Genomic DNA, 13,592 nt, shown 5'->3' with positions numbered 1-13,592 from the left:
GCGCCACCCTTCGATGGAGGGCGGATACCTGCGCCCAACCGGTCAGGATCACGGCAAGTTCCGCGAAGGCGGATCCTTCTTAACCCAGGTCAAATGCTGTCCGGGAAGGCGGAACCTGCGGGCCGGTGCAGCCGTAAAGCACCGGTAAGCCGCCTCATCTTCCCCGCCTTTCCGCCATGGTCGCCGCAAGGCCGCGCGGACCACGCGCGAAAGCAAGACAAGGAACCTTCGATGACAGACAACGCGCCGCCCACCACGGCGAAGCACGGGGATACCGCCGAGCATGCCGCATCGCTGGGACTGGACGGAAAGGGCAACGCCCTCCTATCCCGTTCGGTAACGATCAACCGCCCCGCTGCCGAACTCTATGCCTACTGGCGCGATTTCGCCAACCTCGCCACGTTCATGGAGAACGTAGAGAGCGTGGAAGTACGCGACGATACCACCAGTCACTGGACGGTTAAGGGGCCCGGCGGATCAAGCGTGGAATGGGACGCACAGATCACGCAGGACATTCCCGGACAGGCAATCGCATGGACCTCGGTCAACGGGCCGGACGTGTCCAACAGCGGTCGCATCGAGTTTAGGGCCAGCGGCCAGCGCGGCACCGTGGTGACCGCGACGATCCACTACGACGCCCCGGCGGGCATCGTCGGACGCGCGGTCGCCAAGCTGTTCCAGCGCGAACCCGGCATCCAGGCGCGCCGCGACCTGCGTCGGTTCAAGCAGCTGATGGAAACCGGCGAAATCGCCACCAACGCTCCCAATCTCAAGCAGCACGAAGAGGAGGCCGCCTGATGCGCGCACTCGCCTGGCACGGCAAGCATGACGTCCGCGTCGATACCGTCGATGATCCCGAGATCGTCAATCCCCGCGACGCGATCATCAAGGTCACGTCCACCGCCATCTGCGGGTCGGACCTGCACCTGTACGACGGCTATATCCCGACGATGCAGGCCGGCGATATCCTGGGCCACGAATTCATGGGCGAAGTCGTCGAAGTCGGTTCCGGCTCCACCCTGAAGAAGGGCCAGCGCGTGGTCGTGCCCTTCACCATATCGTGCGGCAGCTGCTATCACTGCGGCAAGCAGCAGTATTCCGCCTGCGATAACGGCAACCCGGCGGACAACCAGGACATCGCCCAGGAACTCTACGGGCAGCCCATGTCGGCGCTGTTCGGCTATAGCCACATGACCGGCGGCTATGCGGGCGGGCAGGCGGAATATGTGCGCGTGCCGTTCTCGGACGTGGGGCCGATCGTCGTCCCTGATGGCGTCGAGGACGACAAGGTGCTGTTCCTGTCCGACATCCTGCCCACCGGATGGCAGGCTGCGGAATACGCCGAAATCGAACCGGGCGACACCGTAGCAGTATGGGGCTGCGGCCCTGTCGGCCTGTTCGCGGTGCAGTCCGCCTTCCTGATGGGCGCCGAGCGTGTCATCGCCATCGACCACTTCCCGCACCGGCTCGAACTGGCCCGCAAGTTCGGCGCGGAGACGGTCAACTACGAAGAGAGCAAGGTCTACGAAGCGCTGCTGGAGATGACCGGCGGCATCGGCCCGGATGCCTGCATCGACGCCGTCGGGCTTGAGGCGCACGGCTTCTTCGTGGACAACGTGGTGGACCAGATCAAAGCCTCGCTGTTCCTCGGAACCGACCGCACCCATTCGATCCGTCAGGCCATCGTCGCCTGTCGCAAGGGCGGGCGGGTATCGATGCCGGCGGTTTATGGCGGCATCGTCGACAAGTTTCCGCTGGGCGCCTTCATGGAAAAGGGGCTGACGCTGAAGACGGGGCAGACCCATGTGCAGCGCTATCTGCCGGGCCTGCTCAACGCCATCCTCGAAGGGAAGATCGACACCGAGTTCCTGATCAGCCACCGCCTGCCGCTGAGCCAGGCGCCCGACGGCTACAGGATGTTCCATGACAAGCAGAACGAAGTCACCAAGGTCGTGCTCAAGCCCGACCTCGACCGCGTTGCTGCGTGAGGGAGACGGCCATGAACAAGTACGCAATCGTCACCGGCGCCTCCACCGGCATCGGTTTTGAACTGGCGCATCTGGCGGCGCAGAACGGCTACGACCTGCTGGTGGTGGCGGACGAGCCGCTGGTCGATGCCGCCGCGCGCGATCTTCAGGCACACGGCACGCAAGTGCAGGCGCTGGAATGCGATCTGTCCACCATCGAAGGGGTCGATCGGCTACTGGCGGCAACGCAGGGCCGTGCGGTCGACCTGCTATGCGCCAACGCCGGGCGTGGTCTGGGCCACGCATTCCTCGACCAGCAGGTGGCCGACTGGAAGCGGGTGATCGACACCAATGTCACCGGCACTGTGTATCTGCTGCATCACGTGCTGGGCGCGATGGCGCAGCGCGACCACGGCAAGGTGCTGGTGACAGGGTCCATTGCCGGGCTGATCCCCGGCACGTATCAGGCAGTCTACAACGCGACCAAGGCCTTCATCGACAACTTCACCGACGGTCTGCGCGGCGAACTGAAGGAGCACAAGGGCGTCACCCTGACCACTCTGATGCCCGGCCCCACCGAAACGGAGTTCTTCGCACGCGGCGACATGCTGGACACGGACGTCGGCAGCAGCAGGAAGGACGACCCGGCAAAGGTGGCGCGCGACGGCTGGGATGCCCTGCATGAAGGCAAGGCCTACGTCGTATCGGGCTGGAAGAACAAGCTGCAGGCCGCCGCCTCCCACGTCACGCCAACGCCCGTCCTTGCCGAAATGCACCGCCGGATGGCCGAACCCGGAAGTGGCGAACCCGAAACGTGACCACCCGTTACCATCGCATCGGGATGGAACCTTCGCCGTCCCATTGCCTTGATACAGGCAGAAGGAGATTGACATGATCGGCAAGATTATCGGAGCGATTGCAGGCAGCAAGGCATCCAAGCACGTCAGCGGCATCGGCGGCACCGGCGGCGCCCTGCTCGGGGCCGCTGCGCCCGTCGTGCTGCGGCGGCTTGGCCCGCTTGGCCTGATCGCTGCGGCGGCAGGCGGCTATGCGTTCAAGAAGTATAGCGAAAAGCGTCAGGCGCAGTCGCTGAAGACGCCGCAGCCACGGTTCGGATCGGAACCCACGCGCACGCAGGCCTGACGGCTTTGCCCTCGCTGTGAAAAAAGGGCCAGTCGCCACGTGGGCGACTGGCCTTGCGGCGCTTTCAGTCTGGAAATGAGGGGGTCAGAAGCTGTAGCGCACGCCCAGGTTGAACTGCCGGCCGCTGTGCGTCAGCACGTTCAGCCGGTTGGTCTCGTCCACGAACTGGTCGTTCTTCGTGTCGGTGATGTTGATCGCCTCTATGCTGAGCTTGAGGTTGTCCGTCAGGTTGTAGCTCGCCTGCGCATCGACGTTCAGCGTGCTGTTCGTGCCGTTGTAGGCGTTGCCTTCAGTGCCCGGAACCGCCGTCAGGTATTTGGAGCGGTAAGCCACCGATCCGCGAATCTGGAACTTCTTCGTCTCGAAATAGAGCGTGGCGTTGGCGGCCTGCTTCGACAGCCCGACCAGCGGAGCGCGAACCGAAGAAGCCCCCGAAGCCGACGTCAGATACTCGATATTGGACTGCACGTAGGTATAGTTCGCCAGCACGCCGAAGTTCGACAGGATGCCCGGCAGGAAGCTCAGCGGCTGCTGGACATTGATCTCGAAGCCCTTGAGGATGCCGCCGTCGGAATTGACCGGCTGGCTGACGATGAAGATGTCGCTGGGCGATGCGGTAGTCCCGTTCAGCAGCGCATCGGGCAGCCCCAGGCTGCTGTAAGGCACGCCCACGCTAAGCGTCTGCGCAAAGCTGCCGATGTCCTTGCGGAAGCCCGAGATCGCATAGATCGCACCCGGCATAGGATACCATTCGATCGACACGTCGAGGTTCTTCGACGACGTGGGCTTGAGGTCGGGGTTGCCCGAGCTGAAGCTGCGATTACCACCTGACACGTTGAGGTTGCCGCCCGGCGTCAGCGAGGCGATGCCCGCACGCGCCAGCGTCTTGGCCGCGGCGAAACGCACCTGCAGATTGTCGGTGATGTTGCCCACCAGGTTAAGCGACGGCAGCCAGCGGTTGTAGCTGCGGTCCGCGGTAACCAGGTTGATCGCCGATCCCTGGCTGGCATAGCCGGTCGAGAACTGCTTGGTGTTGACATAGCGCAGGCCGATGTCACCGCGGATCGGCACGCCGACATTGTCCTCAAGATTGAACTGCGCCATGCCCCAGGCGCCGGTGTCCTCTTCCCGCACGGTGATGTACGAACCGCGTGCCGTCGCGTTCTCGATGCCGCCAGTTGCGTAGAGCGGATTGCTGTAGATGCCGCCCTCGCTGATGAAGGCGTCGAGGTTCGGGATCACCCATGCGGTCGGCGTGCCGGTGGGAACATTCAGCCCCTTGCCGAAACCGTCATGCAGCGTGGTCAACCCTGCCAGCTGCGCCGAGGTCAGCGGAGCGACCACCGTTTCGCCCGAAAGGCGGCGGCGTTCGGTAGACCCGTATTCGAACTTGCGCCAGTCCACGCCGGCCTTCAGCGTGACGCCGTCCAGCGCTTCCCATTCCAGCGCGCCCTTGGCGGTGGTGAAGGCGTTGCTGACGGTCTGCGGGCGGATGCGCACTTCCGATGTGCCGTTGATGAAACGCCAGGTCGCCGGATTGGCAACATCGACGCCCGGCTGGATCAGCGGGAAGCGGCTGGAGAAATCGTACTGGTAGTTGCCGGTGTTGACCGCGTCGATCGTGACCGTGGTCTGGACCGGGTTGCTGAATTCAGAGCTTGAATATCCGCCCATCGCCGAGAACTTCAGGCGATTGCTGAACTGGTGATCGATAGAACCGGTCACCTGGTAGAACTCGGTCTTGAGCACGTCGTAACGGGCCTGCGAGCGCAGGTCGACATTGTCGAACCTGCCGCTGACGATGTTGTTGTCGGCATCGACGACGCCATCGCGGATGATCGTCTGCGGCTTGCCGGTGCCCGAACGACTGAAGCTGATCGCCTGCAGCTGTGCTTCCTTGCGGGTGCCGTCCAGCATCGAGTAGAGGCCATCGATCGAAATCTGCGTGCTGCTAGACTTGAACTGCAGCGACCCCGCCGCACCAAGCCGCTTTTGCGAGATGTCGTAGCTGACGAGGCCCGGAATGCGCGGATGGAACAGCGCCGTATCCGGGTTGGCGTCGTTGATCTGGCCGATGGTATAGCCGGGCAGCGTAGAGGCGGCGTTGAAGCCGTTGTTGAAACCGCCGTAAGTCCAGCGCGTGATGTTGGCGCCTTCCTCCTTGATCCGGCGTTCTTCATACGTGACGGAGATCAGCGCGCCGAAGCGGCCGTCGTCGGTCTGCGTCGCGGCCAGCGCGGACAGGCGCGGCGTCGTCTTTTCGCTCAGGTCGTTGTAGCTGGCGGCAGCGGAAACCACGGCCGTGGGCTTGCGGTAGTCCAGCGGGCGAGAGGTCTGCAGATCGACGGTGCCGCCCAGCGATCCTTCCTCGACGTCCGCCGTCGCGGTCTTGCGAACCGACAGATTGCTGAACAGGTCGGATGAGAAGATGTTGAAGTCGAATCCGCGCCCCCGGTTCACGCCGCCCGAATTGTCGGTGCCGCCGGTAGTGCCGATGGCCTCCATGCCGTTGATGCGGACGCGGGTGTATTCGGGACCAAGCCCGCGCACCGAGATGTTGCGCCCCTCACCGTTGACGCGGCTGATCGCCACGCCGGGAATGCGCTGCAGCGATTCCGCGAGGTTGAGGTCGGGAAATTCGGCGATGTCCTCTGCCTTGATGGCATCGATGGTAGCGGTTTCGGTGCGCTTGACGTTCAGCGCGCTGTTGAGGCTGGCGCGAAAGCCGGTGACGATGATCGCTTCGGCTTCCGGTTCGGCAACTTGGGCGCCGCCGTCCTGCGCCATGGCCAGGGGAGCGGCGGCAAGGGCCGCGACCGCGCTCGACAGACCCAGGATTGCTTTCAGACGATAGGTGCCGCGCATGGCCTTCACTCTCCCTTGTATCCTCTTGCCCGGCCTTCAGACCGGATCGGTATCCTGAGATAGACACGGGAGCCTGACGAAGGCCAATCCCAATCCGGCATGAATCGATGCACGGCTTGCACAGATCGGGGGATTAGCTGCGCAACGCATCAGCAATCCAGCCAAGAAGGGAATTGATCGTGCCGCATTTGGACTTGGACCCGGCGAGACGGACGGTCTAGCGTAAGATCTTGCTTTGACTGCCCCGCAAGACGGGCAGCGTCCTTCAGGAGAGCGTTTTGTCTGACGCAACCAGCTTGTCCGGCGGGGGTCATGCCACCCTGCAACGTCCCACCCGCGTGCGCTATGGCGTGATCGCGCTGATCTTCGTCATCACGTCGATCAACTATGCCGACCGCGCGACTTTCTCCATCGCAGGGAATGCCGCCAGCGGGGAACTGGGGCTGTCGCCGGTGCAGACTGGCTTCATCCTCTCCGCCTTCGCCTGGGCCTATGTGCTGGCGCAGATCCCCGGCGGCGCGCTGCTCGACAGGTTCGGGACCAAGAAGATCTACGCAGGCGCCATCGCCATCTGGTCGGTGTTCACCGCCCTGCAGGGACTGGTGGGCCTGATCGCCGCGCTGCCGGTGGTGACGATGCTGTTCGCGTTGCGCTTCATGGTGGGCATGGCCGAAGCGCCTTCGTTCCCGGGCAACGCGCGCCTTGTCGCGGCGTGGTTTCCGGGCGCGGAGCGCGGCACCGCGTCGGCGATCTTCAACAGCGCACAATACTTCTCTCTGGTGGCCTTCGCGCCGCTGATGGGCTGGCTGGTACACAGCTTTGGCTGGAGGTCGGTGTTCTGGGTGATGGGCGCGCTGGGCCTCGCCGCGACGGCGCTGTTCCTGCGCTTCATCCACAGCCCCGCCCGTCATCCTTCCATCAACACCGCGGAGCTGGCGCACATCGAGGCCGGCGGCGGCCTGATCCACATGGAAGATGGCGGAACCGGCGCCGGCAGGGTATCGACCTTCACCTGGAACAACGTGCGCCAGCTTTTGGCGAACCGGATGATGCTGGGCATCTATCTGGGCCAGTACTGCATCAACGTGCTGACCTATTTCTTCGTCACCTGGTTCCCGATCTATCTGGTCAAGGAGCGCGGCCTGAACATCATGGAGGCGGGCTTTGCCGCCGCCGCGCCTGCCCTTTGCGGCTTTGCCGGAGGGCTAGCGGGCGGATACTGCTCGGACCTCATCCTCAAGCGCACCGGATCGCTGGACCTTGCGCGAAAGGGACCGCTGGTGGCGGGGATGCTGCTGGCCACGCTGATCATCGCCTGCGTCTGGGTTGAGGCGGAATGGCTGGTCGTAACACTCATGGCGGTTGCCTTCTTTGGCAAGGGCATCGCCTCGCTCGGCTGGGCGGTGATGGCCGACGTCGCGCCTAAGCAACTTGCGGGCCTGTCCGGCGGGGTGTTCAACATGTTCGGCAACGTGGCGGGCATCGTCACGCCGATCGTCGTCGGCTACATCGTAGCGGCTACCGGATCGTTCGATCTGGCGCTGGTCTTCGTAGGCGCGCACTGCCTGCTGACGATCTTCGCCTTCACTGTCATCGTGGGTCCGATCCGCAGGCTGGAGCTGGCGTGATGCGGCTTCATCGACGCGCCTTTCTGGTTACGGGCACCGCAGCGCTGGCCCTTCCTGCGCAAGTCCGGGCAGCGCCTGCGACGATCGTCGCGAACAAGCTCATGCCCGCGCCTGCGTGGGCCACCCTGCAGCGCCGCCTGCTCGACGCCAACGCCGCCGCCTGCGAAGCGTTTTATGCCAAGTACGTGGATCGCCGCGATCGCCTCATGGTGTTCGAGCGCTGGGGCGCAAACGACGGCCCGGACGACGCCGCGGAAGCCACCAACGACTGGTTCCTGCTCCATGCCCTGGGCGGCAGCGACCGTATAAGGACGCTCGCCTCGCGCTTCTGGGAAGGTCATCTGCGGCAGTTCGCCGCCGCCCGCACCACAGACGTGCCGATCGCGCGGCAAGGCATGTATCACCGCGAATTCCCCGTGCAGATGGACTGGCAGCACAATGCCGAAGGGCTGACCAGCTTCAACGTCATGGGCCTGTCGATGCCGCGCGACGTCCGGCTGCTGGCGCGGACCCGCCGCTATGCCGATTTCTACACCGGCCGCGATCCGCAGGCGCCCAACTACGACCCGCGCCTGCGCATGGTTCGCAGCCTGCTGAACGGCAGCCGCGGCCCCATGCTGCGTCAGGCGACCCCGCTTGACTGGGCGGGCGACCCCTTCGACCCCACGCCTTTCCATATGGAACATGGCGAACGAACATATCAGGAAACGCTGGACCACTACGCCGAATATGGCGCGGTGATCGGCGACAATCCGCTGAACCTGCAGGCCACGACGCTGGGCCTCAACGCCTATGCCCTTGGCGGTGGAGAGCGGTTCCGCAGCTGGGCGCTGGACTATCTGGGCGCGTGGGCGGAACGGGCCGCGCGCAATGACGGATTGCTGCCCAGCCATGTCCGGCCCGATGGCTCGGTTGGCGACGACTGGTGGCAGGGCGTCTACGGCTGGGGCTTCTCGCCCCGCGTGCCCCAGACCGGCGAGCACGAAAACCGCAACCGCGTGCCCCGCTCCATCACCGCGTTCATGGGCGGCGTGGTGATGAGCGGCGACATGGGCTTCATCGACCTTTGGCGCCGCCAGACGGCCCGCCTCAACGATGCATCCCGCAAGGTCGACGGCGTGCTCAGCGCCCCGACGATGTACGGCGAACAGGGCTGGCACGGTTGGAAGCCGGGACCGTACCGCACCAACGCTTTCGAGATCTGGTACATGAGCCAGAAGGCCGAGGACCGTGCCCTAGCGGGCGACGATCCGTGGATAGCCTTTCTGGAAGGGCGCAATCCCGATTACCCGGCACAGGCCCTCGGCGCCGACATCAAGCGCGTTGCCGACCGCGTCGCCGCCCGCGAAAACGACGACACGACGCCCCAGACCCGGCTTGCCGACTGGCCGATCGACATCAACCCGGCCAGCGTGAAAAGCCTTGTCCAGCTGATGACCGGAGGCCTGCACATTGCTCGTCCCCCGTGGTCGAAGACTTCGCCCCCACAAGGCGGTGTGCCCTTGCACTGCCGCCTGCGCTACTTCGACCCCGATGCGCGCCGCGCCGGCGTTCCGGCGGACGTCGGTGCGCTCGTCCGCCGCATGAGCGATGGCGAGACGGAGGTTACGTTGGTGAACCTTGGCGCGCAGCCGCGCACGGTGACGGTACAGGGCGGCGCCTATGCCGAACATCGCATCGATGCAGTGCGCATGGAAGGGCGCTCCCTTGCCGTTGGCGGGCGGGATTTCACGCTGAGACTGGAGCCGGGCTGCGGCGTCGATGTGACGCTGGCGATGACACGCTTCGCCAACCGACCGACGCTGGCCTTCCCCTGGGATCGGTGATGGCTGCCCTCCTGGGTCTGCCAGTCAGGCGGGCACAGGAGGCCGCTCAGCCGCCGGGCTTGATGTAGGGCGCCACGGAAAACAGCAGCCGTTCCTCTCGCCGCGGATCGTTTTCCACCCGCACGACGGTGTCGAAAATCATCGTAACCCGGCGCTCCAGATCGAACTGCGGCCACTCAGGTATGCCGGAATGCCCCGGATTGCCCGTACGGGCCAGTGCGATGAATGCATCGGCCATCTGGCCCGCCAGCCGCCGCGCCTCCACTCCCGTTCCCGTGCGCGACCCCTGCGCCGCGACGTTGTCGAACACCAGCGGGATATCCAGCGAATGAAATGCACCCAGTATGCCTCCCGCTTCGGGACAGGCGAAGTCGAGCTGGTACATCCACGTCGGCGCGCCGATGCGGGCGCGCTCCTCTGCCTGGATGAGGTGGCCCGGCCATGATCGTCCGGCCGTGGTCGCCGCCAGCAGGATCTGCCCGGGCGTGCGATCAGGGTAGAGTTCGCGGTAGCGACGGATCACGTAGTCGGGCGCGAGATCCTTGACCGTCTCCTTGGCGAGCCGACCCGGCAGGTTGTCCCATGTGGTATCGCCGGCACGCAGCGTCTTTTCGATCCACAAGGCGGTTTCATCGTGCGTATTGCCGACGATCAGGGGGATGTGCGCCGCCTCGCGCGGGGCATCCGGCACGAAGGGGTGTCGCGGCAGGACACCATGATCGAGCGTGGAGGTGAAGCTGATCTCGCCCTTCCCTTCCAGCGGGTCGGTCATCGCCATCGCTTCCACCAACCGCTCGACCGGCAACTGCATCAGGCTCTCGACGCTGGCGGCTCCGGCGCGGTCCATCCATGCCTGTGCGCGGCGAGTGGCATGCATCGGCCCGGCTGCGGTGACATGCTGGCCGCTCATCGTGGCGGCGGCGTGGAACAGCGGGCGCGCTTCCGGCATGGCCATCAGGGTGACGACCTTGGCGCCCCCGCCCGACTGCCCAAAGATCATCACGCGCCCCGGATCGCCACCGAAGGCGGCGATATTGTCACGCACCCACTGCAGCGCCAGTACGATATCCAGATTGCCGACGTTGCCCGATTCCGCCGGTCCGCCCAGTTGCGCCAGATAGGCGTAGCCCAGCGCCGTCAGCCTGTGGTTCAGCGTCACCACTACCACGTCGCCCCGGCGCACCAGATTGCCGCCGTCGTATGTGGGATGACTGCCCGATCCATGGGCGTGCGCGCCGCCGTGAAGGTAGACCATGACCGGGCGTTTCCCGGCGTCCAGTGCGGGCGTCCAGACGTTGAGGAACAGGCAGTCCTCCGACGTCGTTTCTTCGGCGCGCGTCTGCGGTGCTGCTGCTCCATAGCGCGTAGCATCGGCGATGCCGCTCCACGACTTCGGCGCAAGGGCGCGCCGGAACCGGGTCGTCGCCGTGTCCGCGCCGTAGCGGATGCCGCGAAAGACCAGCACATGGTCTTCCACCGTACCGCGCACTCGCCCGTACCGGGTTGCGGCGACAGCGCTGGACGGGTTTGCAGGGCGCGCAAACGCCGCCAATGGCGCCGCCGCCATGCCAGCCAGCAGGGTTCGCCGGTCCATCACGCCATCATGTCCGAGCAGAGCTGGCGGATGCCGGGCAGCGCCGGATTGGCATTGTCGGTACGCCACGCCATGTGCAGTTCGACCGGGCGCTCCACCGGCGTCAGCAGGCGGCGGAAATGGATGTCGTTCATGTGCAGGCCCGTGGCGCTTTCGGGGACGATGGCGGCGGCGATCCCGGCGTGGACCAGACCCAGCATGGAGTGTATCTGCGTCACATGCTGGACATAGCTCGGCGTGGCTTCCGCATCGTTGAACAGGTTTTCCAGCATGTTGTGGAAGTACGCCGCGCCCTGCCGCGAATACATGATGAGCGACTGGCCATCGAAATCGGCAGGGCTGAACGCCGCCGCCGACTTGCGCGGGTCGCCGGGCGGCAGCGCCACGAACAGCGGTTCGTGCAGGATGCAGGCGCTGGCGAATTCCTGCCGGTTGACGGGCGGCCTGACGAACCCGATGTCCACCAGCCCGGTCAGCAGCGCGTCCACCTGGTCGCCCGATACCATCTCGCGCATTTCAAGGTCGATGTTGGGCAGAACGGCGCGGGCCTGGGCGACGATCCGGGGCACCATGCTGTATCCCGACACTGCCGTGAAACCGATCGCCACCCGTCCGGAATCCCCTTTGGCAACGCGCCGGGCGGACAGCGCGGCACTGTCCGAAAGCCGGACGATGCGCCGCGCCTCTATCAGGAAGATGCTGCCCGCAGGCGTCAGGCTGACCTGACGGCTGGTGCGTTCCAGCAGTTGCACGTCCAGTATCCGCTCAAGCAGCTGTATCTGCCGGCTGAGCGGAGACTGGGTCATGTTGAGCCGCTGGGCGGCCCGGCCGAAGTGCAACTCCTCTGCGGCGGCGACAAAGCAACGAAGCTGGCTGAGTTCGAACATCATGCCAGACTAACCGCGCTTCGTGCTCCCGTCACGCGCCGTGGTCACGCCGAAGCGCGCTCGATCAGCACCCGCAGTTCCGCTTCTTCCGCTGCCGTCAGATCGGTCAGCGGCGAGCGCACCGGCCCCGCGTCGCGACCGACGACGCGCATCCCGGCCTTGACGATCGACACCGCATAGCCGCGCCCGCGATCGCGCAGGGCGATGTAAGGCAGCACGAAGTCGCGCAGCTGCGTCAGCACCGTAGCATGATCGCCCGCACGCACGGCCTTGTAGAACCCCAGCGCCCATTCCGGCATGAAGTTGAAGATGGCGGAGCTGTACGTCGTGACGCCCATGGTCAGGTACGGGGTGGCGAAAGTCTCCGCTGTCGGCAGGCCGCCGATGTAGGTCAGGCGGTCACCCATTCGGGCATAGATGCGGGTCATCAGTTCGATGTCGCCGACGCCGTCCTTGAAGCCGATAAGGTTTGGGTTACGCTCGCACAGGCGCGCCAGGGTCTCGTCGTTCACCACGGCATTGTCGCGGTTGTAGACGATGACGCCCAGCCCGGTGGACCGGCACACCGCCTCGACATGGGCGGCCAGCCCCTCCTGCGAGCTGTTCATCAGATAGGGGGGCAACAGCAGGATACCGTCCGCCCCGGCCTTTTCAGCACTGCGCGCGATACCGGTCGCAATGGCCGTGCCATAGCCGCACCCGGAGATGACCGGCGTGCGTCCGCGCGTTTCCGAAACGGCGGCAGCGACGATGGTGGCGACTTCGGAGGGTTCGAGCGAGAAGAATTCGCCGGTGCCGCCTGCCGCGAACAGGCCCGCCAGTTCGTAGGACAGCATCCAGTCACAGTGCGCGCGATAAGCATCCTCCACGAAGACGCCGTCCGCATTGAAATGGGTCACCGGGAAAGACAGGAGGCCCAGCCCCAACTGGCGTGCGACTTCCTCAGGGCTGAAATGGCTCATGACGTAATCTTTCCTCTCTCGGCGGGGCGACTGCGCCCGTCTTTATGCAAGAGAGGAAATACGGGCCGACGGAACCCAAGTCTAAACCAATTGCGCGCATGATTGATGCACGCCTTGGCTGGATCGACCGGACGGCATCGCGTGCGATGCGCATCCGGGATCGTTGCCCGAGGCGCATGGGCAGCCGCCACTGGCGCCCATGCACCCGGGGATCAGTAGGACGCGGAACCGTCCCCCGCATCGACGACACCGTCGCCATTGCTGTCGAGCTTGTCGAACATGCGCTCGCCCGAGGCATTGAACTCTGCCAGCGACAGGTTTCCATCCTTGTCGGTGTCAAGGACGCCGAACCGGACATGGGCCTGCTTCAACTGACCTTCCGGCACCCTGGCCTTGCCGGATGCGTCCTTCTCGAAACGGGCGCTGAATTCGCCCACGTACTCCGCTTCGCTGACCTTGCCATCACCGTCGAGATCGAACGTGCGGTACTTGGCCGCGCGGGCGGCAGCAAATTCGGCGGCGGTGACGCGATCGTCGTGATCGGTGTCGTTCTCGCGCAGGAAGGCCTCCTTGCCATGGCCGGGCGCAGCGCGCCGTTCCGGTTCGCCGTGCGCGGGCGCCCCGGCGGCATCCTGCGCAACGGCGATCTGCGGCGCAGCAACAGTCAGCGCGATGCCTGCAAGGGCGGCGGGAAGTCTGGTCATGGTCATCTCCTTTGTG

11 protein-coding genes are annotated in these 13,592 nt (G+C 65.2%); 6 read left to right on the top strand and 5 right to left on the bottom strand.

Annotated elements, in window-relative coordinates; all coding sequences use genetic code 11:
* The first annotated feature begins 231 nt into the window (after positions 1–231).
* The 4 genes from GGR40_RS06685 (at position 232) to GGR40_RS06670 (ending at position 3,110) form a co-directional block, all read left to right on the top strand.
* Complete coding sequence (locus GGR40_RS06685) at positions 232–798, top strand: SRPBCC family protein (RefSeq protein ID WP_429275435.1); 567 nt, start codon at positions 232–234, stop codon at positions 796–798.
* Complete coding sequence (locus tag GGR40_RS06680; protein WP_429275434.1) at positions 798–1,988, top strand: zinc-dependent alcohol dehydrogenase; 1,191 nt, start codon at positions 798–800, stop codon at positions 1,986–1,988. Before GGR40_RS06685 ends, GGR40_RS06680 begins: the two co-directional genes overlap by 1 nt.
* Before the next feature lie 11 nt (positions 1,989–1,999).
* Positions 2,000–2,785, top strand: a complete 786-nt coding sequence (locus tag GGR40_RS06675; RefSeq protein WP_429275433.1) for an SDR family NAD(P)-dependent oxidoreductase — start codon at positions 2,000–2,002, stop codon at positions 2,783–2,785.
* Positions 2,786–2,858: 73 nt separating this feature from the next.
* Positions 2,859–3,110, top strand: coding sequence for a hypothetical protein (locus tag GGR40_RS06670; RefSeq protein ID WP_429275432.1), 252 nt, complete (start codon positions 2,859–2,861; stop codon positions 3,108–3,110).
* An 84-nt stretch (positions 3,111–3,194) separates the two neighbouring features.
* Here the strand turns inward: GGR40_RS06670 and GGR40_RS06665 are convergent, their stop codons facing one another.
* Positions 3,195–5,975, bottom strand: coding sequence for a TonB-dependent receptor (locus tag GGR40_RS06665; RefSeq protein ID WP_429275602.1), 2,781 nt, complete (start codon positions 5,973–5,975; stop codon positions 3,195–3,197).
* 278 nt (positions 5,976–6,253) lie between these two features.
* Here GGR40_RS06665 and GGR40_RS06660 point away from each other — a divergent pair, with 278 nt between their 5' ends.
* Both GGR40_RS06660 and GGR40_RS06655 read left to right on the top strand, forming a co-directional pair.
* Positions 6,254–7,603 (top strand): MFS transporter, encoded by a 1,350-nt coding sequence (locus tag GGR40_RS06660; RefSeq protein ID WP_429275431.1) that lies wholly within the window; start codon positions 6,254–6,256, stop codon positions 7,601–7,603.
* On the top strand, positions 7,603–9,429 hold the full coding sequence (locus GGR40_RS06655) for a hypothetical protein (protein ID WP_429275430.1): 1,827 nt from the start codon (positions 7,603–7,605) through the stop codon (positions 9,427–9,429). Before GGR40_RS06660 ends, GGR40_RS06655 begins: the two co-directional genes overlap by 1 nt.
* 46 nt (positions 9,430–9,475) lie before the next feature.
* Here the strand turns inward: GGR40_RS06655 and GGR40_RS06650 are convergent, their stop codons facing one another.
* The 4 genes from GGR40_RS06650 to GGR40_RS06635 all read right to left on the bottom strand — a co-directional run bounded on the left by GGR40_RS06650 (position 9,476) and on the right by GGR40_RS06635 (position 13,576).
* Positions 9,476–11,023: a carboxylesterase/lipase family protein gene (locus GGR40_RS06650; protein ID WP_429275429.1), complete on the bottom strand. Its 1,548-nt coding sequence runs from the start codon at positions 11,021–11,023 to the stop codon at positions 9,476–9,478.
* Positions 11,023–11,913, bottom strand: coding sequence for a LysR family transcriptional regulator (locus tag GGR40_RS06645; RefSeq protein WP_429275428.1), 891 nt, complete (start codon positions 11,911–11,913; stop codon positions 11,023–11,025). Before GGR40_RS06645 ends, GGR40_RS06650 begins: the two co-directional genes overlap by 1 nt.
* Before the next feature lie 41 nt (positions 11,914–11,954).
* Positions 11,955–12,872 (bottom strand): 5-dehydro-4-deoxyglucarate dehydratase, encoded by a 918-nt coding sequence (gene kdgD, locus GGR40_RS06640; protein ID WP_429275427.1) that lies wholly within the window; start codon positions 12,870–12,872, stop codon positions 11,955–11,957.
* Between the two features lie 212 nt (positions 12,873–13,084).
* Positions 13,085–13,576, bottom strand: coding sequence for an EF-hand domain-containing protein (locus tag GGR40_RS06635; protein WP_429275426.1), 492 nt, complete (start codon positions 13,574–13,576; stop codon positions 13,085–13,087).
* Positions 13,577–13,592 lie beyond the last annotated feature (16 nt).

It is taken from the genome of Novosphingobium gossypii (assembly GCF_050433305.1).
GTDB classification, from domain to species: Bacteria; Pseudomonadota; Alphaproteobacteria; order Sphingomonadales; family Sphingomonadaceae; genus Novosphingobium; species Novosphingobium gossypii.
This window is presented reverse-complemented; position numbering and strand designations above follow the sequence as displayed.